19 protein-coding genes and 1 pseudogene are annotated in these 23,479 nt (G+C 72.1%); 16 read left to right on the forward strand and 4 right to left on the reverse strand.

All coding sequences use genetic code 11. From position 1 onward, the window contains the following. Positions 1–4: 4 nt before the first annotated feature. Complete coding sequence (locus tag ACWDEW_RS40800; RefSeq protein WP_362970637.1) at positions 5–157, reverse strand: hypothetical protein; 153 nt, start codon at positions 155–157, stop codon at positions 5–7. A gap of 174 nt (positions 158–331) precedes the next feature. On the opposite strand from ACWDEW_RS40800, the gene ACWDEW_RS40805 reads away from it, so the two are divergent. The 10 genes from ACWDEW_RS40805 to ACWDEW_RS40850 all read left to right on the forward strand — a co-directional run bounded on the left by ACWDEW_RS40805 (position 332) and on the right by ACWDEW_RS40850 (position 12,449). Beyond that, positions 332–1,309 carry a DUF3068 domain-containing protein gene (locus ACWDEW_RS40805; protein ID WP_450520176.1) on the forward strand — a complete coding sequence of 326 codons (978 nt, stop codon included), beginning with the start codon at positions 332–334 and terminating at the stop codon, positions 1,307–1,309. Positions 1,310–1,511: 202 nt separating this feature from the next. Continuing rightward, positions 1,512–2,666, forward strand: a complete 1,155-nt coding sequence (locus ACWDEW_RS40810) for a glycosyltransferase family 4 protein (RefSeq protein ID WP_450520178.1) — start codon at positions 1,512–1,514, stop codon at positions 2,664–2,666. An 11-nt stretch (positions 2,667–2,677) separates the two neighbouring features. Beyond that, positions 2,678–3,466, forward strand: coding sequence for a class I SAM-dependent methyltransferase (locus ACWDEW_RS40815; protein ID WP_450520207.1), 789 nt, complete (start codon positions 2,678–2,680; stop codon positions 3,464–3,466). Next, entirely contained in the window at positions 3,463–7,878 is a 4,416-nt protein-coding gene (locus ACWDEW_RS40820; protein WP_450520209.1) for an alpha-(1->3)-arabinofuranosyltransferase domain-containing protein, read from the forward strand. Before ACWDEW_RS40815 ends, ACWDEW_RS40820 begins: the two co-directional genes overlap by 4 nt. After that, entirely contained in the window at positions 7,875–9,164 is a 1,290-nt protein-coding gene (locus ACWDEW_RS40825) for a condensation protein (RefSeq protein ID WP_450520180.1), read from the forward strand. Before ACWDEW_RS40820 ends, ACWDEW_RS40825 begins: the two co-directional genes overlap by 4 nt. Beyond that, positions 9,161–9,889 carry a methyltransferase domain-containing protein gene (locus ACWDEW_RS40830; protein ID WP_450520181.1) on the forward strand — a complete coding sequence of 243 codons (729 nt, stop codon included), beginning with the start codon at positions 9,161–9,163 and terminating at the stop codon, positions 9,887–9,889. Before ACWDEW_RS40825 ends, ACWDEW_RS40830 begins: the two co-directional genes overlap by 4 nt. A 23-nt stretch (positions 9,890–9,912) precedes the next feature. Then, positions 9,913–10,818 carry a hypothetical protein gene (locus ACWDEW_RS40835; RefSeq protein ID WP_450520211.1) on the forward strand — a complete coding sequence of 302 codons (906 nt, stop codon included), beginning with the start codon at positions 9,913–9,915 and terminating at the stop codon, positions 10,816–10,818. Next, the gene (locus ACWDEW_RS40840; RefSeq protein ID WP_450520183.1) at positions 10,815–11,024 is read left to right on the forward strand and encodes a Trm112 family protein; all 210 of its coding nucleotides are present in this window, start codon (positions 10,815–10,817) and stop codon (positions 11,022–11,024) included. The genes ACWDEW_RS40835 and ACWDEW_RS40840 overlap by 4 nt, the downstream gene beginning before the upstream one ends. Continuing rightward, the gene (locus tag ACWDEW_RS40845; RefSeq protein WP_450520185.1) at positions 11,021–11,971 is read left to right on the forward strand and encodes an FkbM family methyltransferase; all 951 of its coding nucleotides are present in this window, start codon (positions 11,021–11,023) and stop codon (positions 11,969–11,971) included. The genes ACWDEW_RS40840 and ACWDEW_RS40845 overlap by 4 nt, the downstream gene beginning before the upstream one ends. Next, a complete protein-coding gene (locus tag ACWDEW_RS40850; RefSeq protein ID WP_450520188.1) occupies positions 11,859–12,449 on the forward strand; it encodes a hypothetical protein in 591 nt (196 codons plus the stop codon). The genes ACWDEW_RS40845 and ACWDEW_RS40850 overlap by 113 nt, the downstream gene beginning before the upstream one ends. Here the strand turns inward: ACWDEW_RS40850 and ACWDEW_RS40855 are convergent. Further along, positions 12,439–13,311, reverse strand: coding sequence for an ATP-grasp domain-containing protein (locus ACWDEW_RS40855; RefSeq protein WP_450520190.1), 873 nt, complete (start codon positions 13,309–13,311; stop codon positions 12,439–12,441). The genes ACWDEW_RS40850 and ACWDEW_RS40855 overlap by 11 nt on opposite strands. A gap of 148 nt (positions 13,312–13,459) precedes the next feature. On the opposite strand from ACWDEW_RS40855, the pseudogene ACWDEW_RS40860 reads away from it, so the two are divergent. From ACWDEW_RS40860 to ACWDEW_RS40880, 5 genes and pseudogenes are all read left to right on the forward strand, one after another. Further along, positions 13,460–14,504, forward strand: a pseudogene (locus tag ACWDEW_RS40860) (MerR family transcriptional regulator). A 58-nt stretch (positions 14,505–14,562) separates the two neighbouring features. Then, a complete protein-coding gene (locus ACWDEW_RS40865) occupies positions 14,563–16,008 on the forward strand; it encodes an acyl-CoA synthetase (RefSeq protein ID WP_450520192.1) in 1,446 nt (481 codons plus the stop codon). Next, a complete protein-coding gene (locus ACWDEW_RS40870; RefSeq protein WP_450520194.1) occupies positions 16,001–17,548 on the forward strand; it encodes a carboxyl transferase domain-containing protein in 1,548 nt (515 codons plus the stop codon). Before ACWDEW_RS40865 ends, ACWDEW_RS40870 begins: the two co-directional genes overlap by 8 nt. 193 nt (positions 17,549–17,741) lie before the next feature. Beyond that, on the forward strand, positions 17,742–18,782 hold the full coding sequence (locus ACWDEW_RS40875) for a rod shape-determining protein (RefSeq protein ID WP_019067023.1): 1,041 nt from the start codon (positions 17,742–17,744) through the stop codon (positions 18,780–18,782). After that, positions 18,779–20,194: a GAF domain-containing protein gene (locus ACWDEW_RS40880; RefSeq protein ID WP_450520213.1), complete on the forward strand. Its 1,416-nt coding sequence runs from the start codon at positions 18,779–18,781 to the stop codon at positions 20,192–20,194. The genes ACWDEW_RS40875 and ACWDEW_RS40880 overlap by 4 nt, the downstream gene beginning before the upstream one ends. 292 nt (positions 20,195–20,486) lie before the next feature. Here the strand turns inward: ACWDEW_RS40880 and ACWDEW_RS40885 are convergent, their stop codons facing one another. Continuing rightward, positions 20,487–21,011 carry a hypothetical protein gene (locus ACWDEW_RS40885; RefSeq protein ID WP_450520196.1) on the reverse strand — a complete coding sequence of 175 codons (525 nt, stop codon included), beginning with the start codon at positions 21,009–21,011 and terminating at the stop codon, positions 20,487–20,489. A gap of 219 nt (positions 21,012–21,230) precedes the next feature. Between ACWDEW_RS40885 and ACWDEW_RS40890 the strand changes: the two genes are divergently transcribed. Then, positions 21,231–22,070 carry a DUF1932 domain-containing protein gene (locus tag ACWDEW_RS40890; RefSeq protein ID WP_450520198.1) on the forward strand — a complete coding sequence of 280 codons (840 nt, stop codon included), beginning with the start codon at positions 21,231–21,233 and terminating at the stop codon, positions 22,068–22,070. A gap of 177 nt (positions 22,071–22,247) precedes the next feature. Here ACWDEW_RS40890 and ACWDEW_RS40895 read toward each other — a convergent pair whose 3' ends face one another. After that, a complete protein-coding gene (locus ACWDEW_RS40895) occupies positions 22,248–22,760 on the reverse strand; it encodes a hypothetical protein (RefSeq protein ID WP_450520200.1) in 513 nt (170 codons plus the stop codon). Positions 22,761–23,479 lie beyond the last annotated feature (719 nt).

Genomic DNA, 23,479 nt, shown 5'->3' on the forward strand with positions numbered 1-23,479 from the left:
GGGATCAACTCCCTTGGCCCGCTTGCTCGTACGTGATCAGGGGCGTGTTCGGCTGGTCGGGCCTGGCGTCGAGCAGCGCGACGATGCCGAGGGCGGCGCCGACGGCGAGGGCGGCGGCAAGCGCCATGGTGAGTACGGCGGCGAGCAGTCTGGACATCGCAGGGTCGGCCTCTCTGTCCTGAGGTTCTGTCCCGAGGTGCTGTCCCGAGGTCGTCCGCCCCTGCCCGTCGGCCCAGTGTCGGCAGACATTGACACTCCGTCAAGGGGCGCCTACGGTTCCCGGCCCAAGGGCCGGCCCGAACTCCTTCACCGATTTCACTGGAGTGTCCGGATGCGCCGTACAGCCTCTCCACTTTCCTTGATTCTCCTGGGACTTGGCACGTTTCTGCTGGTCCTGGCGCCGCTGCTGGCGTGGTACGTCGAGCCGCGGGCCGCCGTGACGCCGATCGACATCGACACGACCGCCGTGTACCGGGGCACCGGAAGCTACTTCGACACCGGCGAGTTGCGGACCGTCGACGACCAGCGGATCACCGTCACCCAGCAGGTGCGCGGCGATGTCGCGGACAGCGAGAAGAGCGGGGACGCGGTGTGGGACGTCACCACGACCGTCGACACCGACAAGTCCCTGCCGGCCGCCGATCCGCACGACGCGCTGGAGTTCTTCCCCAACCGCTGGGTCACGGACCGTAGGACGAACAAGCCGGTGCACTGCTGCCACGAGAACCCGTACTTCGAGGGCGACGCCTACCTGAAGTTCCCCTTCGACGTGCGGAAACAGTCGTACCAGTGGTGGGACAACTCCCTTGGCGACACGGTCACTCTGCGTTATGCGGGGACCAGGAAGGTGCAGGGTTACTCGGGTTACGTCTTCAAGGGCACGGTCCCGCCCACCAAGATCGGCACCCGGCTGGTCCCGGGCAGCCTGGTCGACCAGCCGGGCTCCCCCCAGATCCTGGCCGAGGAGTGGTACTCCAACCACGGCATCGAGCTGGTCGTCGACCAGCGCACCGGCCGGGTGATCTACGCCCAGACCGGCCCCCGCCGCACCCTGCGCGCGCCCCGTCACGCCTACGACTCGGTGCTCCTCCTCGACGCCGACAAGCTCGCGTTCACCACGGCCACGCAGAAGGAACAGGTGAAACTCGCGAAGCAGGAGAGCGGCCAACTGCGCCTGGTGGGGCAGTCGTTGCCGATCGGTGCCGCTGTGGCCGGATTCGTCCTGGCCGTGACCGGCGGCGTTTTGGTGCTACGAGGACGTCGGCGCCCCGAATCACCCGCTTCACCCGAGTATCCGCCCACGATGTGACGTGACGTCAGTTCTAATAACCCCGGAAATTGTCACGTGGGTGAGTAGCCGTCAGGAACGCCGAAGCGAAAACTGTCCACCCACCCGAGCACAGCCCGCCCACAGAATTCCCGCACCGCACCTGCCCTTTGCCCGTTCTTGCCAGCCCTTGTCCTCCCCTGTCCCCGCAGAGTTCCGCACCCCGAGACGAGTTGGAGCACTCATGCCCCAGCACGTGCCCCACCACCCGCTGCGTACCGCGTCTCCGCCGGCCGCGCAGCACTCCCCGGCGCCGGTGCCGCAGCCGCGCCGGATCGTGTTCCTCGCCCACCGGGATCTCGACAACCCCTCGGCCGGCGGCTCCGAACTCCTCGTGGACAGACTCGCCGACGGCCTGACCCGGCTCGGCCACCAGGTGACCCTGCTGTGCGGCGGCCCCGCGGCCTACCGCGACTACCGGGTCGTGTCGGCGGGTGGCGCCTACGGCCACTACCTGCGCGCCCGTTCGGCGTTCAGTCGGCGGATCGGTGACTGCGACCTGCTGGTCGAGGTCTGCAACGGCATGCCCTACTTCGCTCCCGTCTGGCACCACGGCCCCACCATCTGCCTGGTCAACCACGTCCACACGGACGTCTGGAGGATGCGGTTCGACGGCCCGATGGCCCCGGCGGCGAGAATCGGCCGACGCCTCGAACAGTGGGCGCTGACCGGGGCGCAGCATCGCGGCCTGCTGGTCGCGGTCTCTCCCTCCACCGCGCACGCGCTGCGCGGGATCGGGATCGAGCGGGACCGGATCCGGGTCGTCCACAACGGAGTCGAAGAACCCGGTCCCTGTGCCGAGCGCTCGCCGGAGCCGTTGTTCGTGGCGGTGGGGCGGCTCGTCGAGTACAAGCGGATCGATCTGCTGCTACGGCTGTGGGAGCGGGTGCGGCCGGTCACCGGCGGGCGGTTGCTGATCGTCGGCGACGGGCCCGAGCGGGAGCGGCTGGAGCGACTCGCGGGGCCCGGTGTGGAGTTCACCGGGCATGTCTCCGAGTCGCGGAAACACGAACTTCTCTGCGCTGCCTGGCTGTTGCTGCATCCCTCCGCGCTGGAGGGGTGGGGGCTGGTGGTGACGGAGGCCGCCGCACGGGAGACGCCGGCGATCGCGTTCGACGTGCCGGGGCTTCGGGACTCCGTCGTGGACGGGGAGACGGGGGTGCTGGCGCGGGGGGAGTCGTCCTTCGCGGCCGCCTGGTGCACGCTCGCGCTGTCCGCGCACCGCCGAGAGGTCATGGGCAAGGCGGCCTGTGATCTCGCGGCTCGTTATCGCTGGGATCGGACGGTGAGACAGTTTCGGGCTGTTGCCGCTGAGGCGGTGAGGGGCTGGGGGTCGTGACGCGGGTGCGGGTGCGTCGTGGCTGGTCGCGCAGTTCCCCGCGCCCTCATAGGGGCGCTGCAGGGGGGCGGCGGTTCAAGGATCCGTCTCTTCGTCGGTCGCTCGCCCTCTTTCGGGCCTTCCTGCATGAGCAGGACGATCCGGAGACCTGTTACGCGCTCCTCGCCCTTGACGCCGCCGATCAGGTCGAGGGCTACGGCGGTCCCGTCACCGGTCGTACCGTCGTCGATGTCGGTGGTGGGAGTGGTTACTTCACCGAGGAGTTCCGGCGGCGCGGCGCCCACGCCTACCTTTTCGAGCCCGACGTACGGGAGTTGGGGGCGAAGCCGCCGGACGGGACCGTCGTCGCGGACGGGTATCTGTTGCCGCTGTCCGACGGGGTCGCCGACGTGACCTTCTCGTCCAACGTCCTTGAGCATGTGGCCGATCCGCAGACGTTTCTCAGTGAGCTGGCTCGGGTGACCCGGCCCGGTGGGCTCATCTATGTGTCGTTCACCAACTGGCTGTCCCCGTGGGGCGGTCACGAGTGGGCGCCCTGGCACTACCTCGGTGCCGAACGGGCCCGGGCCCGCTACCGGCGCCGTACCGGCAAGGCCGCCAAGCACACCCTCGGCGAGAACCTGTTCGCCGTGCACATCGGTGCCACCCTGCGGCAGGTCCGTGCCCGCGACGACGTGAGGGTCGTCGCGGCGCGGTCCCGCTACTGGCCCTTCCTCGACCGAGCCATCGTAAAAGCGCCCGGGATAAGGGAGTTGGCCACCTGGAACCTCCTCCTCATCCTCCGGCGGTGTCCACGATGACGGCGACCACGGTCCAGGCTCCGCCCCCGGCGGCCGACCCCACCAGCACGACTCTGGCCGGGCCCCCGGAGGGTCCGAGGTCGTGGCGCTGGCTGCTGGGGTTCTGGGCCGTGGTGTTCGTGCTGTTCCTGGCCGTGCACCCGGGGCGGCAGACCTTCGACACCAAGCTCGGTGTCACCGTCGACCCAGGACAATTCCTCTCCGATCTGGGGCAGTTGTGGCACGACCGGGGTTCCTTCGGCGGTATCCAGGACCAGTACGCGGGCTACCTCTGGCCGATGCTGCCGTTCTACTGGCTGGCCCACGCAGTGCACCTGCCGGTGTGGCCGGCGGAGCGGCTGTGGCTGTCGCTGGTCGTCTCGGTCGCCTTCTGGGGCGTGTTGAGGCTGGCCGAGCGGCTGCGGGTCGGGAGCCCGGCGTCCCGGCTGCTCGCCGCCGTCGCCTACGCGCTGTGGCCGGTGTTCACGATCGTCGTCGGTTCGACCTCGGCCGCGGCGCTGCCCGGCGCCTTCCTCCCCTGGGTCCTGCTGCCGCTGACCAACGAGCGCTACACGGCCCGGGTGGCCGCCCTGCGCTCGGCGCTGATCGTCCCGTTCATGGGCGGGGTCAACGCGGCGGCGACCCTCGCGTCCCTGTTCCCGGTGGGCCTGTATCTGCTCTCCCGCCCGGCCGGGCCACGGCAGCGCAAGCTCATCGGCTGGTGGGTGCCCGGGGTCGTGCTGGCTACGGCATGGTGGTGGATCCCGCTGCTGATGCTCGGTGTCTACGGCGAGAACTTCCTTCCCTACGTGGAGACTTCGCAGACCACGACGGACACCATGTCGGCGACGGAGGGCCTGCGCGGAGCCGGTGACTGGGTCGCCTATCTGCATCTGGGCGAGGCCTGGATACCGGCCGGCTGGACGGTCGTCTCCTCGGTGATCGTGATCGTCTGCTCGGCACTCGCGGCGGGGCTCGGTCTCGCCGGGCTGGCCCGCCGGGACATGCCGGAGCGGCGCTGGCTGGTGCTGGTCGGGGTGTCGGTCGCGCTGATCCTGTTCGCCGGGTACGGCGGCTCGTTCGGGGCGCCCTTCCACGGGCTGGTCCAGGACTGGCTGAACGGCCCGCTCGTGCCCTTCCGCAACATCTACAAGTTCCAGGCGGGGCTCGCTCTCGCGCTCGTCCTCGGTCTGGCCCACCTGGTGGGTGTGGCGGCCGAGACACGCGGAGCCCGCCCGGTCCGGGGACGTCGGCTCGCCCCGCTGGTCGCCGTGGTCCTGGTGCTCCCCGGACTGGCGTGGCCGTATCTCAACGGGTCGATCCTGAACCCGGGTTCGTTCCAGCAGCTTCCCACGTACTGGCAGTCCACGGCCGATTGGCTGCACAAGTACTCCCCCGACTCCCGCGCCCTGGTCGTCCCGGCGACCGCGCACGGCATCTACACCTGGGGCTCCCCCATCGACGAACCCTTGGACGTCCTGGCGGACTCCCGCTGGGCGGAGCGCGACTACGTCCCGATGGGCACCCCGGGCAACCGGCGCGCGATGGACGCGGTGGAGCAGGCGCTGGACTCCGGCGGCCAAGTCCCGGGCCTGGCCGACTACTTGAGCCGCGCGGGCATCTACTACGTCGTCGTCCGCAACGATCTCGACCCCGACCAGATCGGCTACGTCCCGACGACCACCGTCAAACGCACCCTGGAACAGTCCGGCTACCAACGGGTGACCGGCCTGGGCCCCGTCATGACCGGCGGCCGGATCGCCAACGACACCCCGCTCCAGGTCGAGGGCCTCTACCCGCGCCAGCGGGCGGTGGAGATCTACGAGCCGACGGGCAAGGACGTCGTACGGCCGGGCCAGGCGGGCCTGACGTCGGTGGCCGACACGGCGGTGGTCTCCGGCGGACCGGAGTCCCTGCTGCCCCTGGCGACCGAACTCCGGGGCCGGGCAACGGTGTTGACGGGAGACAACCACCCGGGGCTGGGCTCCCCCGCCCTCCAGATCCTCGGCGACGGACTGCGCCGCGCGGACACCCGGTTCGGACTGGTCGACGCCAACACCTCGTACACGTACACCCCCGACGAACGCAACGCGCCGGACGCCGTGCAGGACGCGGGGAAGAAGCCGAAGCAGATCCTGCCGACCAAGGGCATCGCCCATCAGACGGTGGCCGAGCTGCGCGGCGCCCGCTCGGTGACCGCGTCCTCCAGCGGCAACTGGCTGTTCCAGCTGCCCCAGTTCGACCCGGTGAACGCCTTCGACGGCAACCCCGACACCGCGTGGGCCGAGGGCGCGGCGGGCTCCCCGAACGGGCAGTGGCTGCGCATCGGCTTCACGGGCGGGGCGTACGACATGCCGGGTTCGTTCAAGGTGACCCCGCTCCCGCAGGAGAGCGTGCGGGCGGCGGCGACGGAGGTGAGGGTGGAGACGGCGAAGGGGTCGGCGACCAGCCACCTCCAGCCGAACGGCATGACACAGACGGTCAAAGCCCCCTCGGGCACGACAAGTTGGATGAAGCTGACGATCGTCGACTCGGTGGCCCGCCGCACCGGTCTCACCGGCGCGGGCTTCTCCGAGATCGCCCTGCCGCACGTCCAGGTCACCCGGCTCCTGAAACTCCCCACCGACGCGGACAGCTCCGACGCCACCGCCGAGATCATCTCCCTGCACCGCACGGCCGACCCGACCGGACTCTCCCCGACGGGCACGGAAGCGGGGCTGCACCGCACGTTCTCGACGCCGACGGCGGGAACGTACGAGATGAAGGCGAGCGCGGTGGCGATCCCCGGCGAGGAGTTGGACAAGCTCCTCTACGAGGTGGCCCCCGCCCAGCAGCACCGCATCACGGCGACGGCGGACTCAACGGCCGCGCTGGGGACGGGCCTCTCGGCCCGCAACCTGACGGACGGCGACCTGACGACGGGCTGGGTGGCGGGCGACCGCCCCACGATCCATCTCAGCTGGACCGGTAAACAGGCGGTCGGCGAAGTGGTGCTGGCGCCCGCCGGCGGTCTCTCGACCCGCGCGACCGAGGTCGACATCAGCTCGCCCGACGGCGCGACGATCGCCGGCGTCGACGAGAACGGCGTGGTCCGCTTCGACCCGATCACCACGGACCACCTCGACATCACGATCACGAAGACGGCCCCGCTCACCCTCCACAACCCGGTGGCCGACGAGAACCTCCAACTCCCCGTGGGCCTGTCCGAGGCGTACGTCCCGGCCCTCGACCAGTACCGCACCCCCCAGCCCGACCCCACCCGCACCTTCACGCTGGCCTGCGGAAAGGGCCCGGTGGTCGCGGTGGACGGCGAGCTGTACCGGACGAGCGTGACGGGGACGGTACGGGACCTCACCGAGCGCCGGGCCGTGGAGGTGACGCTCTGTCAAGAGGGCAAGGAAGACCCGGCGTTGGAGCTGACCTCGGGCCCGCACCGGGTCGAGGCGGGCGACGCGGGACCCCTCTCGCTGACAGACGTGACACTCACCCGCGGAAGTGTCGCACCGGCGACGGACACTGGTCGGGGGCTGCGGGTCGTGGACTGGCTGGGCGACCGCCGAGAGGTGACGCTCGGCTCGGGCACGGCCTCCTACCTCACCACGTACGAGAACTACAACGACGGCTGGAAAGCCACCCTCAACGGCAAGGAGCTGTCCCCGGTCCGCCTCGACGGCTGGCAACAGGGCTGGCGCGTCCCCGCAGGCGCGGGCGGCACGATCAAGCTGTCCTACACCCCGGCGACGACGTACGAGGCAGGCCTCATCGGCAGCGGTGCGGCCGTGGCCGTCCTCCTCGCCCTGGTGATCTGGCGCCGCCACGAACCGAACCCCGACGAGCTCCAACCACCCCCGCCCCTCCCCGGCCTGTGGCTGGGCACGGTGGCACTGACGCTGGTGGGAGTGGTGATCGCGGGCTGGTTCGCCCTGCTGGTACCGGCGTTGGCGCTGCTGGCGTACCGCCGCCACGCACTACTCGTCCCGATCGCGTTCGTGGCACTGGCGGGCGCGGGGATCGTGGCGGCGACAGGGGCGGGTGATCCGGTGGGCGCGGGTCAGGGCGCGTTCAGCCGCGCGGCCCAACTCCTCGCACTGATCGGGTTGTTCGCGGGACTGGTGAGCGTACGGGAGTGGCGGAACCCGGAGTCCCCGGACTCGACGCTTGTCCTGCCACCGGCACCACTGCCTCAACGGGAGCGCGGGACAAGCGCGATGGGCGAGGAAAGGCCAAGGACCTGGGAGGAGCTGGCCGGTCGATGGTCGGAGCCGAACGCTGCGGAGGGTCCAGGGGCGATCGAATCCGGCCCCACGATCTCGGCGCGCGGCCCGGGCCACCAGGAGTCTCAGCCGACGTTGCCGAAAAGCGCCCCTTCAGGGGCGCGGGGAACTGCGCGACCAGCCCCCACAGACCCGCAGCAAAGGAACGACCCCGAATGACCACACTCGACGAACCTCGCCCCCCAACTCGCATCCCGTTCCCCACAGTCGACGAAATAGCCCGCCACTGCAACCAGTCCACCGAGCCGGAAACCGTCCACATAGAGGTCCACCTCCCCGGCCCGCTCGACCCCGAACGGCTCCGCACCGCCTTCACGGAAGCCCTCCACCACCACCCCCGCATCCTCATGCGCGAGGCCCCGGGCCCCTGGTACCGCCGCCGCTACGAATGGGAGTTGACCGACGCCCCGGACGTAGACGTGGTGACCTTCCCACCTCCCGCCCCCGACGCCCTCAAGCACGCCCGCACCCGCTCCCTGGACCACACCCCACCCCTGACCGCATCCCCACCCATCCGCCTGGAGGCCGTCGAACTCCCCCACGGCACCGCCCTCCTCCTCACCGTCAACCACACCGCCCTCGACGGCCCCGCCTGCCTCCGCGTCCTCGCCACCGCGGCGGAGCTGTACGGCGGCACCGACAACGCCCCGACCGCCCCACCGACCCGCCCCCCGGACACCCCCGAACCCCCCACGGCCACCCCGTCCGTTTGGACCCCGCCCGCCCGCGTCGCCCCCGGCGCCCCCGACCCCTCCCCCGGCGGCAACGGCCTCCTCCTCACCGAACTCGGCGTCCCGCACCGCCCCAAGGGCTCCCCGTACACCGTGAACGACCAACTCATGGTCACGACGGCCCTGATGATCGCCCACTGGAACCGCGAACACGGCGCACGCCCCCGCCCGCTGCGCATCACGATGCCCGTCGACGACCGCCCCCGAGGCACGGACATGCCCATCGGCAACGGCACCCGGCTCGTCGAAGTCACCTTCGCCCCACACGAGTTGACCACCGACCCCACCGAGATGGGCGAACTGCTCCACCGCACGGCGACCCGCACCCGCGCGCTGAAGACCCTCCCCCGTCCCCAACTCGGCCACGGGGCAAGCCTGTTGACCGCCCCTGTCGTCCCCGTCGCCTGGCGGGCGAGCCTCACCCGGGGCCTGCGCAGAGCAGCCGCGCCCTGGACCTCGACCACCCTCCTGAGCAACATCGGCCGCATCCCGTACGCCCTGGACTTCGGCGGCACCGCGGGCCGGGCGCACGCCGTGTGGTTCTCGGCCCCGGCCCGGATGCCCCGCGGCCTCACCGTGACCACCGCCTCTACCGCCGGAAAGCTGCACGTGGCCCTGCGCTGGTCGCGCGCCCTCCTCGGCCCCGGCGACGGCGCCCACCTCCGCGACCTGTTCGAGCACTACCTGCACACGACGGAGGAGCACGCGCCATGACGACCACCGCCCCGCACCACCCCGGCCTCCGCGACTTCTACGAGAACCCCGCCGTACCGGTCGCCTCCGGGCCCTCCCGCACCCTCCGCCAGGCCCACGTCCTGGCCGCAGCGCTGGGCCCGGCCGCCGAACGCCCCCGCACGGTCCTCGACATCGGCTGCGGCGACGGCACGGCGGCGGCCACCGCGGCCCCCCTCCTCACCGGCCACCGCGTCATCGGCGTCGACTGGTCCCAGGACGCCCTGACCCGCGCCCGAACCCACCTGCCGTACACGGTCCGTGGGGAACTCACCGCGCTGCCGCTGCGGACGGCCGTCGCCGACGCCGTGCTGTTCAGCGAGGTGATCGAGCATCTCGTCGACCCGGACACGGCGCTGGCCGAGATCCGCCGGGTCCTGCGTCCGGGAGGCCATCTCATGCTGTCCACGCCGAACCTGGCCGCCTGGTACAACCGCGCCCTGCTGCTCGCCGGCGTCCAGCCCGTGTTCTCGGAGGTGAGCCTGCGCGCGATCCACGGCCGCCCGGGCAAGGAGGTCGTAGGACATCTGCGGCTCTACACCCCGCGCGCGCTACGGGAGTTCGTGACGGCGGCAGGCTTCGAGGTCGTAGGACTCAAGGGCGCCCCCTTCCACGGCGTACCGCGCCCACTACGGCCTCTCGACCGACTGGCCTGTGCCAGACCGCAGTTGGCGTCGATCCTGCTGTTGCACGCGCGGAAGACGTAGGGGGCGCGGCCGTGTGGTGGGGAGTGGCCGCGGCCCTGCTGGCGAACGTGCTGTACAGCACCGGTTTCGTGCTGGAGAAGCGGGCGCTCACGGCGCTGCCCGAGGTGACGGTCCGTCAACCGGCCCGGCTGCTGCGGCTGGTGCTGGGCAGCCCGCTGTGGATCGGCGGGTCACTCGCCCTCGCCGCCGGGTTCGGCGCACAGCTCGCCGTGTACCGGACGCTGCCGATCGCCGCCGCGCAGGGCATCTTCGTGTCCGGTCTGGTGCTGCTCGTGCTGCTGTCCGCGCGGCTGCTCGGCGAGCGGACCAGCGGCCGGGAACGGTACGCGCTCGGCGCGATCCTCGCCGCCCTGCTGATGGTCGTCCTGTCGCTGAAGGAGGGCTCGGACCACGTCAGCCGCGCCGCGCCCTACCCGCTGATCCTGCTGGTGTGCGTGCCCTCGCTGGCGGCCGGCGTCTGGCTGTACCGGTCCACCGAGCGCCGCGCGGCCCACCGGCACCGGCTGCCCACCACGGGCGTCGAATACGGCGTGGCGGTGGGCCTGTTGTACGGGGTCAGCTCGCTCGCCATCAAGGGGGTGTCGAGCTTCCTGACCACACGTGACCTGGGCGGGGCGGTGGTCGACCTGCTGCGGTCGCCGTACCCGTATCTCCTGCTCTGCACGGGCGCGTTCGGCCTGGTGATGTCCCAGGCGGCGCTGCAGCGCTGCCGCGCCTCGCTGATCGTGCCGGTCTGCACGACGGTGACGAGCCTGTTCACAGCGGTGCTCGGCACGCTCGCGTTCGGCGAGGCGCTGCCGCACGACCCGCTGCGCCTGGCCCTGAGGATCGGGGGCACGACCCTGGCGGTCACCGTCCTGCTGACCATGCCGAAGCACGACAACGCGCCTCAACGACCGGTCGAGGCCAAGGAGTTGACTCCCCCATGAACCCGGACGACCCCCTGCTCAAGATCCTGGCCTGCCCCCTCGACAAGGGCCCGCTGCACCTGCTCCCCACGGGCGCCCTCTACAACCCGCGCCTGCGCCGCCGTTACCCCATCGTCGACGGCATCCCCCAGCTCCTGCCCTCGTCCGGAGAGCAAGTGACCGACGACGACGAGCACGTGGAACTCCTCAAACGGATGGCCCCATGACAGCCGCACGCACTCCCCGCACCCTCACCGCCCGTCTCGCCCCGCTCCTCCCCACCCGCCTGGTCGCCGCCACCGCCCGCGCCGTCTACCCCCGCTTCGAACCCGAACTCGCCCGCCTGACAGACCTGTTGCCGCCCGACTGCGGCACGGCGGTCGACGTCGGCGGCTGGTACGGCCCCTGGACGCACCGCCTGTGGAGACACGCGCGCCAGGTCGTGACCGTCGAACCGGTCCCCCACCTGGCGCGACTGCTCGCCGCGGCCGCCCCCGCGCACGCCCGGGTGATCCCGGCCGCCGCCTCCGACCGCCCCGGCACCGCCCGCCTGTGGCTGCCGCCGGACGACGAGGGCGACCGGGGTGTGTCGTCGCTGGTCCGCCGGGACATCCACGCCCGCGCCGTGCACGTCCCCTGCGTCACGCTCGACGGGCTCGGCCTCAAGGACGTCGGCTTCATCAAGATCGACGTGGACGGCAACGAACTGGCCGTGCTGCACGGCGCGACCGGCCTCCTGACCCGCGACCGCCCCGCGCTCTTCGTCGAACTGGAGTCACGCATCCAGCCGATCGCGCCGGTCGTCACCTACCTGTCGCTGCTGGGCTACGAGGGCTGGGTCCTGCCGGACAGGAACGGGCACTGGGTCCGACTGTCCGCCTTCCCCCTCGAAGCGCACCAGACCCGGACCTCGTACGTCGTCTCCCAGGGCCTGCTGCGCCGCGTCCTGCCGTTCGCGCGCGGCCCCCGTTACGTCAACTCGGTCCTGTTCCTGCCCGGCGGCCGCAGCCCCGGCGTCGATGCCGATGCCGATGTCAGTGCCGTGCGCGACGATGGATCGCATGCCCGACGCGAAACGCCCCGCGAACCCCTTCGGCCCCCTCGACTTCCAACTCGTCCTGCTGCGCCGCATGGCGGACCACAACCCGGACCTGGTCGAGGACGCCCGTCATGAGCTGGGCGTCTCCATCGCCGACATGCGCGAGGCCAACAAGCGCTGGCAGGCCATGCTGCACTCCCCGAGAGGCCGGGCCGCCGCCTCCCGCTACCGCTCGATCCTCGGCGCCCCGGAATCGAGCGTGCACCGCAAGATCGGCGACCTGAACTGCGAGGCCTGGCAGTGGCCCCTCCCCCTCTGGCCCGACCTCCGCTTCGAGGTACTCACCGCCCCGAACGGCGCCGTGTGGAACGAATGGCTGGTCCGCGCCCCAGGCGCCGCGCCCCCACCCCTCCACACCCTCGACGACCTGACCCCCTGGTCCTGCACGGTAGACGAGGCGGCCCGCGCCTTCTCCCCCGCCCGCCCCCTGGAGGGCACGGCCCCCACCCGCTGGGGCCTGGCCTTCACCGCCCCGGACGCGCAGGGCGTACGACACCGGTGCGCGGCCGAGTTCACGTGGGGGCTGCTGCAGAGAACGGCGGTCAGCGACTAGCGGCGGCGAGCACCGCGTCCACCACCACGGCCAGCGACCCCGGATGCAGATCGAGGAAGAGGTTCGGTTCGACGAGCTCCAGTTCCATCACGCACGGCTGTCCGTCCGGCCCGTCCACCAGGTCGACGCGGGCGTACAGCAGCTCCGGTGCGTCCGGTACGGCGGCCAACGCCCGTTCGGCGACGGCTAGTTCGGCCTCGGTCGCGGTCCACGGCTCCAGGTCCGGGTGCGACACCTTGTCGTCGTCGTAGGCCGTGCCCCGCGAGAGCACGGCGCCCTTCCGGGAGGCGTGCACGTACCGCCCGCCGAAGAACAGCAGCGCCCGCTCCCCGCTGACGTCCACGTTCGTGAGGTACGGCTGGACCATCGCGGTGAGCCCCTCCGCGTGCATGCGCTCCAGCTGTCGTACGGCCGTCCCGTGCTCGTCGGGTGTGTAGCGGGCGGCGAAGCGGGCGCCCGCGCCGGAGGTCGGCTTGACGACGTACTCGTGGTCGCCGGGGAGGTCGGCCGGGTCGCCGGGGGCGAGATAGCGGGTCGGTACGACGGGCACGCCGGCCGCCGCGAGGTCGCCGAGGTAGCGCTTGTCGGTGTTCCAGCGCACGACCTGCACCGGATTGGCGAGCCGCGTCGCCTTGCCGACCCGCTCGGCCCAGGCCACGAACTCGGCCGCCCGCCAGCTGTAGTCCCAGGTCGAGCGGATGAGGACGAGGTCGTGGCCGCCCCAGTCGGTCCCCTCGTCGTCCCACGGCGCGGCGACCGCCTCGGCCCCGGCCGCCCGCAACGCCTCGACCAGCACCGGGAGGTCACGGTCCTTGCTGGGCTGGGATCCGGGGTCGTAGGTGGCGAGCGCGATTCGGGGCACGGGAGCCTCCAGCTTCGTACGGCGGTAGATCGTTTTGGCAGGGTAACCACGGCCCGCGCGACCGGGGCAACCGGATTGACCTTCACCCTCGGTGAAGCCCCAGCATCGGTGGCGGAACCGGAGAGACCCGGAGAGACAGGGGGTCTGCATGAGCATGCTGACGATCGGGGCCTTCGCGCGGGCGTGCAGGCTGTCGCCGAAGGCGCTGCGGCTGTACGACGAGCTGGAGCTGCTGCGGCCGGCGCGGGTGGACCCCGACACCGGATACCGCTACTACGCGGTCGGGCAGCTGGAGCAGGCGCGGCTGGTCGCGTGGCTGCGGCGGCTGGGCATGCCGCTGGCCTCGATCCGTGAGGTGTGCGCCCTCGAACCGGCCGCCGCCGCCCGTGCGATCCGCGCCTTCTGGGCCCGGGTCGAGGCGGAGACGGCGGTACGGCGGGATCTCGCCGGGTTCCGCCGACCATCTCGCGGCCGTGGCGGCCGTACCCGGAAAGGACACCACCATGCTCGAACTGCGTTACTCCGCCCACTCGGACCGCGGGCAGGTCCGCCCCTCCAACCAGGACACCGCGTACGCGGGCGCGCGGCTGCTCGCGGTCGCCGACGGGTTCGGACCGGCGGGCGGGCCCGCGAGCAGCGCGGCGGTGGAGGCGCTGCGGTTCCTGGACACCGAGGAGGTGCCGGCGGGCAATGTGCTCAACCTCCTGGAGGAGGCGGTGCGGGGCGCCACCTACGCGGTCCGTGACGTGGCCGATCCCGCCGAGAACGGCACGACCCTGACCGCGCTGCTGTGGACGGGCTCGCAGCTGGCGCTCGTGCACATCGGGGACTCGCGCGCGTATCTGCTGCGCGAGGGCGGGCTGTTCCGGATCACCCACGACCACTCGGTGGTCCAGTCGCTGATCGACGAGGGCCGGCTGACCGTCGAGGAGGCCGGGTCGCACCCGCAGCGCTCACTGCTCCTCAAGGCCCTCACCACCGGCGACCCCGACCTGAAACTCCACGACACCCGCCGCGGCGACCGCTATCTGCTGTGCTCGGACGGCCTGACCGCGGTCGTCCCGGAGCACCGGATCCGCGAACTCCTGACCGCGGGCCAGGACCCGGAGGAGGCCGTACGGTCCCTGGTCGACGCGGCGAACGCGGCCGGAGGTCCGGACAACATCAGTTGTGTGGTGGCGGACGTGGTGTAGGAACGGGGGTGTCCCCGGCGCCGGGGACCACTGCCCCGACCGCTAAGGAGCGCACCGCGTGTCCACCCTCTTCCCGGCCCTGACGAACCCGGGCGAGCAGCCCGCCCTCAGGTTCGGCGACCGGTCCCTGACCTACGCGGAGCTGGGCGCGGCGGCGGACGCCCTCGCGGTCCGGTGCGCGGGCGGCGACCGGGTCGCCGTGTGGGCCACCAACTCGCTGGAGACGGCCGTCGCCGTGGTGGCGGCGCTACGGGCCGGGGTGGCCGCCGTACCGCTCAACCCGAAGTCCGGCGACAAGGAGCTCGGGCACATCCTGGCGGACAGCGCGCCGGCTCTGGTGCTGGCGGGTCCGGGAGACGAACTGCCCCCCGCGCTGCGGGAGTTGGAGCGCGTCGACGTCGACGTACGGGGTGTCGGGGGCGGGGGTCCGGCCGTCTCGCCGGACGACGAGGACCCGGCCCTCGTCGTCTACACCTCCGGCACCACCGGCCCGCCCAAGGGTGCCGTGCTCCCGCGCCGGGCGATCGCCACGACGCTGGACGCACTCGCCGACGCCTGGGAGTGGACCGGCGACGACGTGCTCGTGCACGGGCTGCCGTTGTTCCATGTGCACGGTCTTGTGCTGGGGATCCTGGGCCCGCTGCGGCGCGGCGGCTCGGTGCGGCACCTGGGCAGGTTCAGCACGGAGGGCGTGGCACGGGAGCTGAACGACGGGGCGACCATGCTGTTCGGCGTGCCGACGATGTACCACCGCATCGCGGAGACCCTCCCCGACGACCCCGGACTCGCCAAGTCCCTTGCCCGGGCACGCCTGTTGGTCTCCGGTTCGGCCGCGCTGCCGGTCCACGACCACGAGCGGATCGCCTCGGTGACCGGGCGCCGGGTGATCGAGCGGTACGGCATGACGGAGACCCTGATGAACACGAGCGTCCGGGCGGACGGCGAGCCGCGCGCCGGGACGGTGGGGGTCCCGCTGCCGGGCGTGGACCTGCGGCTGGTCGAGGAGGACGGCACACCTCTTCCGGTGTACGACGGCGAGAGCGTGGGCGAGATCCAGGTGCGCGGGCCGAACCTGTTCACCGAGTACCTCAACCGGCCCGACGCGACGGCCGCGGCCTTCACCGCCGACGGCTGGTTCCGCACCGGGGACATGGCCGTGCGCGATCCCGACGGCTATGTCCGGATCGTCGGCCGCAAGGCCACCGACCTGATCAAGAGCGGGGGTTACAAGATCGGCGCCGGTGAGATCGAGAACGCGCTGCTCGAACACCCCGGGGTGCGCGAGGCCGCCGTCACCGGTGAACCGGACCCCGACCTCGGTGAGCGGATCGTGGCCTGGATCGTGCCGGCTGATCCCCAGTCCCCGCCGGAGCTGGCCGAGTTGGCCGACCACGTGGCGGGCCGCCTGGCCCCGCACAAGCGCCCGCGTGTCGTCCACCACCTCTCCGCGCTCCCCCGCAACGACATGGGGAAGATCCTCAAGCGCGCCCTGACCCATGACTGAGTGTCTGTCCGCCCGCGAGGCCCTGGCCCTCGTCGCCGATGACTTCGGCGAACTCCCGCACCCCGTAAGGGAGTCGAGACCCGACGGCCCCCTCGGCTGGCAGGGTTACGACGCCTCACGGGCCCGCGCCGCCGACCGCACCGGTGAGTCGGAGTCGGTGGTGTGCGGTACGGCGACGGTCGGGGGCACGCGGGCGGTGCTGATCGCCTTCGAGTTCGGCTTCCTCGGCGGCTCGCTGGGCGAGCGCACCGGGGACCGGCTGGAGTCGGCGTACACGTATGCCCGTGAACACCGGTTGCCGGTCGTGCCGTTGATCGCCACCGGTGGCAGCCGGATGCAGGAGGGCATGATCGCCCTCACCCAGCTCCAGCGCGTGGCACGCCAGTCGGCGCTCACGCGGGAGGCCGGTCTCCCCCAGATCGCGGTACTGCGCGACCCGACCACGGGCGGCGGCTGGGCCACGCTGGGCGCGGGCGCCGATGTGATCCTGGCGCTGCCCGGCGCCCAGGTCGGCTTCGCGGGCTCCCGGGTCCGCCCTCCGGACGCTGACCCCACGGCGTACACGGCCGAGGCCCAGGTGGCGGCGGGCGCGGCCGACGCGATCGTGGAACCGGAGCGGCTGCGGGAGACCCTGGGGAGGTGGCTGCGGCTGCTGACCACGCCGTGGGAGGGGCAGGCGCCGGTGCCGGCGGCGCTCGGTGCGTCGGGTCTGCCGACGGCCGGACGGGAGGGAGCGGCGCCCGCCGCCGGCAGAGACGGCCCGGCACACCACGCCCGACCGGCCCGGCATGCGGCGGACGGTCCCCCGGTGTCCCCGCGGGAGGACGCGACACCTGCCCTCGACGAGGTCGGCGAGGCCACGCGGCACACGACGGCCGACCCCCCGACGACCGGGCGGGAGAACATGCCACCCGCTCTCGGCGCGGCCGGCCCCCCGGCCACCGGCTGGGAGGCCGTGCAGCGTGCCCGTTCCCCCCAACGCCCCCGCGCCGAGCGCTACTTGGACGACTACTTCACCCACCGGCTGGCAATCAGAGGGGACCGGTGCGGTGGCACCGACGCGGGCATGCTGTGCGGATTCGGGGAGCGGGCGGGGCGGACCGTCGCGTTCGCCGCGCAGGCCGGGACGGCGACCCGGCCGGCCGGGTATCGGACCGCCGCACGGCTGATCCGGCTCGCGGACCGGCTCGGCGTGCCGGTACTGACGCTGGTGGACACCCCGGGCGCGGCGAACGACGCCGAGGCGGAGCGGGAGGGGGCGGGGGCGGCGATCGCGGAGCTGTTCGGTGCGGTGGCTTCCGCCCGGGTACCGGTCACCACGCTGCTGATCGGCGAGGGTGGTTCCGGGGGTGCGCTGGCGCTGGCCGCGCCGGGCAACACCTGGGCCACGCCGGACAGTTACTTCTCGGTGATCGCCCCGGAGTTGGCCACCGCGATCCTGAAGCGGGCGCCTACGGAGACGGAGCGGACGGCGGACCAACTCCGGGTCCGTCCGGAGGACTTGGCGGAGCTGGGGGTGATCAGGACCGGGCCGGGGTGAGCGACGGGCCGTCATGAGAACACTCTCCAGCACTCTTTACGCGTTCCTTACTTCAGACATAACAGACAAATACCCCCATTCAGCCGCACCCCGCCCGGCCCACCACAAGACGCGCCGACCGCCCCGCCCCCGCACGATGCGAAAGAGGCCCGCCGCCCGGCGACGCCCCGGTCCGCTCTCGGGAGAACCTTCCATGACCGTCAGTCTGGAGCAGCTGCGACGCTGCCATTTCGCCGTCGACCTGGGAGCCGCCCGCACCCGTGTCTACGTCAAGGGCGCCGGGCTCGTCGTCGACCAGCCGTCCGCCGCCGCCGTGAACACGCGGACCGGCGCGCTGATCGCCGTAGGAGAGTTCGCGGAGAAGATGACGGGCCGTACGCCCGACTACATTCGCGTGGTCAGGCCCGTCTCCGGAGGCACCGTCGTCGACATCGAGATGGCGCAGCGCATGCTGCGGCACCTGATCGGCGACAAGGTGCGCCGCGCGCTGCGCCGCAAGCCCCGGCTGCGGGCCGCCGCCTGCACCCCGCACGACGCCGATCCGCTGGCGCAGCGGGCCGCTATCGAGACGCTGGTCGGGCTCGGGGCGCGCCGGGTGGAGCTGGTCGACACGCTGATCGCCGCCGCCGTGGGCTGCGGGCTCCCGGTGGAGCGGCCCGAGGCCACCATGATCATGGTGTGCGGGGCCGCCGCGACCCAGGTCGCCGTGCTCTCCCTCGGCTCGATCGTCACCGCCGAACGCATCCCGGTGGGCGGTGAGGCCGTCGACCACGCGATCGTCCAACACCTGCGCCACGAGCACGAGTTGATGCTCCCGAGCCAGTCCGTACGGCCCCTGCAGCTCGCCCTCTCCGGCAACGGTCTCACCCCGCACGGCCCGGCCCTGACCGAGATCCACGGGCGGGACGTGGCGACCGGTCTCGCCCGTTCCGTGCAGGTCGACACCGCCGCCGTACGGGACGCGATCGAGACCCCGCTGACCGCCGTCCTCGACGGCATCGGCCGGGTGCTGCGCAACTGCCCGCCGGACCTGGTGGCCGACCTCGCCGACCGCGGGATCATGATGGTCGGCGGCAGCGCCCTGCTCCCCGGCCTCGACCAGATGCTGCGCGCGGCGACCGGCATGCCGGTGCACATCGCCGAACGGCCGGACGTGTGCGCCGTACAGGGCCTCGGCTACATGCTCGAAGGCAAGATCGAGCCGCTGGTCCTGGACCCGCTGGCGACCGCCTGAGCACGGACCCGGCCGACCGGCGCGACGGCGTCCCCGACCTCTCCCGCCTCCTCGAAGCCGTCCTGAGCGTCGGCTCCGAGCTCGAACTGCGCACCACGCTCCAGCACATCGTGGACGGCGCCGCCGAGCTGACCGGCGCGCGCTACGCGGCGCTCGGCACGACGGACCCGGGGCAGGACGGCCTCACCGAGATCCGCACCGGGGGCGCCGAACCGCCGCCCACGGGCGTGCTCAGCGTGCCGATCCACGTCCACGACGAGATCTTCGGCCACCTCCACCTCGCCGGAAAACAGCCCGCCGCCCCCTTCACCGCCGAGGACGAACAGCTGCTGCACGTCCTCGCCGCGCAGGCCGGCATCGCGATCGGCAACGCCCGCCTGTACGAGACGGCCCGGCAGCGCGAGCGCTGGATCGAGGGCGCGGCGGCCGTGACCACCGCACTGCTCACCGGCGAGCGGGCGGCCGACGCGCTGACGACGGTCGCCGAGGGCGCCCGGGCGCTGGCCGACGCCGCCGCGGGGGTGATCCTGCAGCCCACGGAGGCGGGCGGCATGGAGATCGTCACCGCCTCCACCTTCGAGGACCCGGGCGACATCGTCGGCACGACCATCGCGCCCGGCAGCCCCGTCCTGGTCCAACTCCTGGGCGGCGAACCGGTGTTCATCGACGACTCGGCGACCGACCCGCGCATGACGACGCATGTACGGCACCGGTTCGGCCCCAGCATGATGCTGCCGCTCCAGGCCGAGGGCCGCCTCATCGGCACGCTCGCCCTCCCCCGCCGCCCGGGCGACCGCCCCTACACGGCCGTAGAACGGTCGCTGGCAACGCAGTTCGCGTCCCAGGCCGCACTCGCCCTGGTCCTGGCCGACGCCCGGCACGGCCGGGAACGCCTCGCGGTCTACGAGGACCGCGACCGCATCGCCCGCGACCTGCACGACCTGGTCGTCCAACGGCTGTTCGCCACCGGCATGTTGCTGGAGTCCGCGCAGCGCAGGGGCGGACCGGACGACCCGGCCCACGAGGCCCTCGGACGCGCCGTCGACGAACTCCAGTCGACGGTCCAGGAGGTCCGCACGGCGATCTTCGCCCTGCAGCAACCACCGCCCGAGGCGCCAACGAGCCTGCGCGGCAAGGTACTTCGGGAGGCGGCGGCCACCCTCGCCTGCCAGCCCTCGACCCGCTTCAAGGGTCCGGTGGACACCCTCGTCCCCGATCAGGTGGCGATCCGACTCCTCGCCGCCCTGCGCCGCGCCCTGGCCGGCGCGTCGCGCCGACCGGACGTCTCCCACCCGTCCCGTCTGGAGATCACGGTCGACGTGACGACTCCCCTGCCGGACGGCCGGGACGCCGTACGGCTGAGGGTGTACGACGGCGCGGGCACGACGGTGAGTTGGCGGTCGCCCCTGTGAGGCGGGGCCGCTCGGGTCAGTAGGGCAGGATCCGCCCCGACGGCGTCCTGCGGTCGATGGTGTCGTCGCGGGGCGCGGCGGGCCGGCGAATCACGCGAACACGGATCTGTCGGTTCATGGCGCCCTCCCGAGGCTCATATCTCCTATGCCCCTCTCCTATGCCCCACACTCTTCCTCGCGACGCCCAAGAACATCGCCCTTGCGGATGCACGTGGTCTGCCTCCCCAGAAGGAGCGGCGAGGGGCCGGCTACTCCCGAGGGAGGAGACCGGCCCCTGAGTCGGGCGAGGGGTTCAGCTCAGGCCGAGGTCCGACAGTGCGGTCGTCCAGTCCGTGAGGATCGCGTCCTGGGCGTCGGAGAGCGTGACGGTGCCTGCGCAGACCGCCTTCTTGAGCTTGTTCTCGACGGTGTCCTTGTTGGCGGCGGTCTTGGTGCCGTACTCCGGCTCCGGCCAGAGGTTGAGTTCGCTCTTGGGGGCACCGCCGAGTTCGAGGGGGAGGAAGTGGTCCTCCTCGTAGTCCGAGGTGCTGGTGTCGGAGTAGCCGTACTCGACGATCTGCTTCTTCTTCAGGGCGGTGGTGTAGGAGCTGGAGGGCCGGACGGTCGCGGTCCACCCGGAGACGCAGATGGTGGTGTCGATGGTGGACTGGGTGACGTCCGGGTTGAAGTCGCCGGGCTGGCAACTGGGGTCGGGGAGCGGGAGGTAGTCCTGGCTGCAGCTCTGCGCGTGCGCGGTGCCGGCGGCGACCGTGAGGCCGGCGGCGGCGAGGGCGAGGGAGGAGAGGGCGGTGACCAGGGAGCGGGATATTCGGGGCATGGGGGGATCTCCCGGAGCGGTGCCCGGCAGGAATTCCGGGCGGTCGTGAGCATGACAGCACCGGGATCATCTATGCGGGTAGAGCCCTTTACCGGTCCCGAAGATCCATTGGTTGAATGTTTCAGTAAGCCGGGGCCGACGGAGGGCAACTCATGGCCCGCGCTTGGTTGTCGGCCCCGCACACCGAACCCGTTCATGGGCCCCGCCTAACGTGGGCCCATGACCACGTTGACGCTTCTGCATCCCGGCGCCATGGGCGCGAAGGTCGGCGGCCAGGCGGCCCTCGCGGGTGCCCGGGTGCTGTACGTCCCGACCGGCCGCGGCGCCGCCAGCCTCCAACGGGCCCGGGACGCGGGCCTGGAGGCGGCCGACTGCCTCCAAACCGCCCTGGCGGATAGCGACTTCGTCCTCTCGGTGTGCCCGCCGCACGCGGCGGAGGACGTGGCGCACGAGGTCCTCGCACACCCCTTCCGGGGCGTGTACGTCGAGGCCAACGCGATCAGCCCGGACCGCACGCGGCGTATCGCGGCGGCGTGCGCGGAGCACGGCGTGCCGATGCTCGACGGCTCGATCGTCGGCGGCCCGCCGGGCCCGGGCAGCGCCCCGCGCCTCTATCTGAGCGGCGACGGGAAGCAAGTGGCCGGGCTGGCGGCGCTGTTCGAGGACACCCGGGTCCTGGCCCGCCCCCTCGATGCCGGGATCGGGGCGGCGTCGGCACTGAAGATGTCGTACGCCTCGTACCAGAAGTCGGCCCGCGTACTGGCCGCCGTCTCGCACGCGCTCGCCGCGAGCCACGGCGTGGCGGCCGAACTCGCCCTGGAGGCAAGCTCGTTGACATCCAACATCCTCGCCGAGACCGACCAGCTGCCCAGCGTCGCCGCGCGAGCCTGGCGCTGGGCACCGGAGTTGGAGGAGATCGCGGCGACCCTGCGCACGGCAGAACTGCCGCCGGACCTCGCGGAGGGCGCGGCGAGCGTGCTGCGCCGGTGGGCCGACGACAAGGACCGGTTCGACCTGCCGCTGGCGGAGGTGCTGGGGCACCTCCGTGTGGAGGGGTGACTCAGGAGACGGAGGGGGCGCTCGGGAGGCGGAGGGGGGAGTCAGGAGCTGGAGGGTGACCCAGGAGACGGAGGGGTTTCTCAGGAGACGGAGGCGGGACCCAGGAGACGGAGGGGGACCCAGAGACCGAGAGGTTGCTCAGGAGACGGAGGGGGACCCCGGACGCTGAGGGAGGCCTCAGGAGGCCGACGCCCTGGGCCCGAAGGAGGGCGACGCCGCGGGGCCGACACCGCGCAACTCCTTTACGGTTCCGCCGAGTCGGGCCCGGAACCCCTCCAGCAGTTCCGGCCGCGCACTGACGACCCAGCGGGTACCGACGAGGTACTTGCCGCCGTAGACGGCCGCGGTGTCGAGCCAGGTCACCTTGAACCGCTCCTCCGGGAACGTGGTGATCCGGTACTCGCCCTGCTTCGTGCGGCACTGCCCCTCACGGAGTTCCTCCGCCTCGATCCGGATCTCGGCGGTGCACCCGGTCAGCCCGGCGATCACCTCGACCTTCGCGGGGGCGACCACGCCGGCTTCGGGAGCGGCGGTCACGGCCGCCACCCGCTTGCGGTCCGCCGACCCGTCGTCCTCGCCTCCACCGCAGGCCACGGCGAGCGGAAGCAGGGCGAACGCGGCACCGCGACGGAGGCGGGCGGTGTGTCCTCGGGTGGAGTTCGGTGTCTGTGTCGGTGTCTGGGGGGTCATGTCAGGGGGTACGGAGGTGTCGCGGCGACCGTTCACCCGGACCGGTCAGCCCTGGGCCAGGCGTGTTGGCACGCAGGCGTGCGGCTCCGAGTGGGGTGAGGGTGTGCAGTACGAATGCGGCGTGGCGGTGACTCACGACCAGACCCGTGGCCCGCAGAGCGGCGGCGTGGTGTGGTGTGGCTCGTGGCTGAGTGAGCAGAACAGCACGGGATCGAGCGCGGTATCGCTGAAGGTCACCGCAGGTGGCGTACATCGACTGGTCCGGGCGGCGATGCTTCGTCGAACCGGTCGACGGCGGCGGGAACGCGCACTGGGGAGGAGCAGGTTCCGGCCAGACCGAATCGTACGAACTGACGCGCACGACACGGGAAGTGCTCCTAGTCGCCAGACCCTTTGCCTTTTTCCCAGGTCGGACGCACCGGTCAGTGCCAATCCAAGGCTTCGGCGACTCGGCGAGGCGATGGCAACGGGAGGCCAGGCCAATCGCCTTGCCGCCCACCGGGTGGTGCCGGGCGGTGCCGCCCATGGGGAGGCGTCGGCTGTCCGGGGCAGGCCCCTTTCGGAGGGGCGGGGACCGCTCCCGTGGGATCGCCGCCCCCTACCCCTGGACGCGAGCCGCGGACCGGTCGGCCACGTGGTCGGCCGACGGGGCCTGCCTAAAGGTCAAGGCCATGAAGTTATGGGCTGTTGGGTGCTGTCAACAGGATGTCGATGCTGAT

The organism is Streptomyces sp. NPDC001100 (assembly GCF_053598575.1).

Bases quoted from the DNA above. Each gene is read 5' to 3' on its own strand.
- ACWDEW_RS40895 (WP_450520200.1), bottom strand. From the start codon at position 22,760: ATGACCCCCCAGACACCGACACAGACACCGAACTCCACCCGAGGACAC.
- ACWDEW_RS40805 (WP_450520176.1), top strand. From the start codon at position 332: ATGCGCCGTACAGCCTCTCCACTTTCCTTGATTCTCCTGGGACTTGGC.
- ACWDEW_RS40890 (WP_450520198.1), top strand. From the start codon at position 21,231: ATGACCACGTTGACGCTTCTGCATCCCGGCGCCATGGGCGCGAAGGTC.
- ACWDEW_RS40825 (WP_450520180.1), top strand. From the start codon at position 7,875: ATGACCACACTCGACGAACCTCGCCCCCCAACTCGCATCCCGTTCCCC.
- ACWDEW_RS40810 (WP_450520178.1), top strand. From the start codon at position 1,512: ATGCCCCAGCACGTGCCCCACCACCCGCTGCGTACCGCGTCTCCGCCG.
- ACWDEW_RS40845 (WP_450520185.1), top strand. From the start codon at position 11,021: ATGACAGCCGCACGCACTCCCCGCACCCTCACCGCCCGTCTCGCCCCG.
- ACWDEW_RS40820 (WP_450520209.1), top strand. From the start codon at position 3,463: ATGACGGCGACCACGGTCCAGGCTCCGCCCCCGGCGGCCGACCCCACC.
- ACWDEW_RS40850 (WP_450520188.1), top strand. From the start codon at position 11,859: ATGCCCGACGCGAAACGCCCCGCGAACCCCTTCGGCCCCCTCGACTTC.
- ACWDEW_RS40870 (WP_450520194.1), top strand. From the start codon at position 16,001: ATGACTGAGTGTCTGTCCGCCCGCGAGGCCCTGGCCCTCGTCGCCGAT.
- ACWDEW_RS40875 (WP_019067023.1), top strand. From the start codon at position 17,742: ATGACCGTCAGTCTGGAGCAGCTGCGACGCTGCCATTTCGCCGTCGAC.
- ACWDEW_RS40840 (WP_450520183.1), top strand. From the start codon at position 10,815: ATGAACCCGGACGACCCCCTGCTCAAGATCCTGGCCTGCCCCCTCGAC.
- ACWDEW_RS40885 (WP_450520196.1), bottom strand. From the start codon at position 21,011: ATGCCCCGAATATCCCGCTCCCTGGTCACCGCCCTCTCCTCCCTCGCC.
- ACWDEW_RS40800 (WP_362970637.1), bottom strand. From the start codon at position 157: ATGTCCAGACTGCTCGCCGCCGTACTCACCATGGCGCTTGCCGCCGCC.
- ACWDEW_RS40830 (WP_450520181.1), top strand. From the start codon at position 9,161: ATGACGACCACCGCCCCGCACCACCCCGGCCTCCGCGACTTCTACGAG.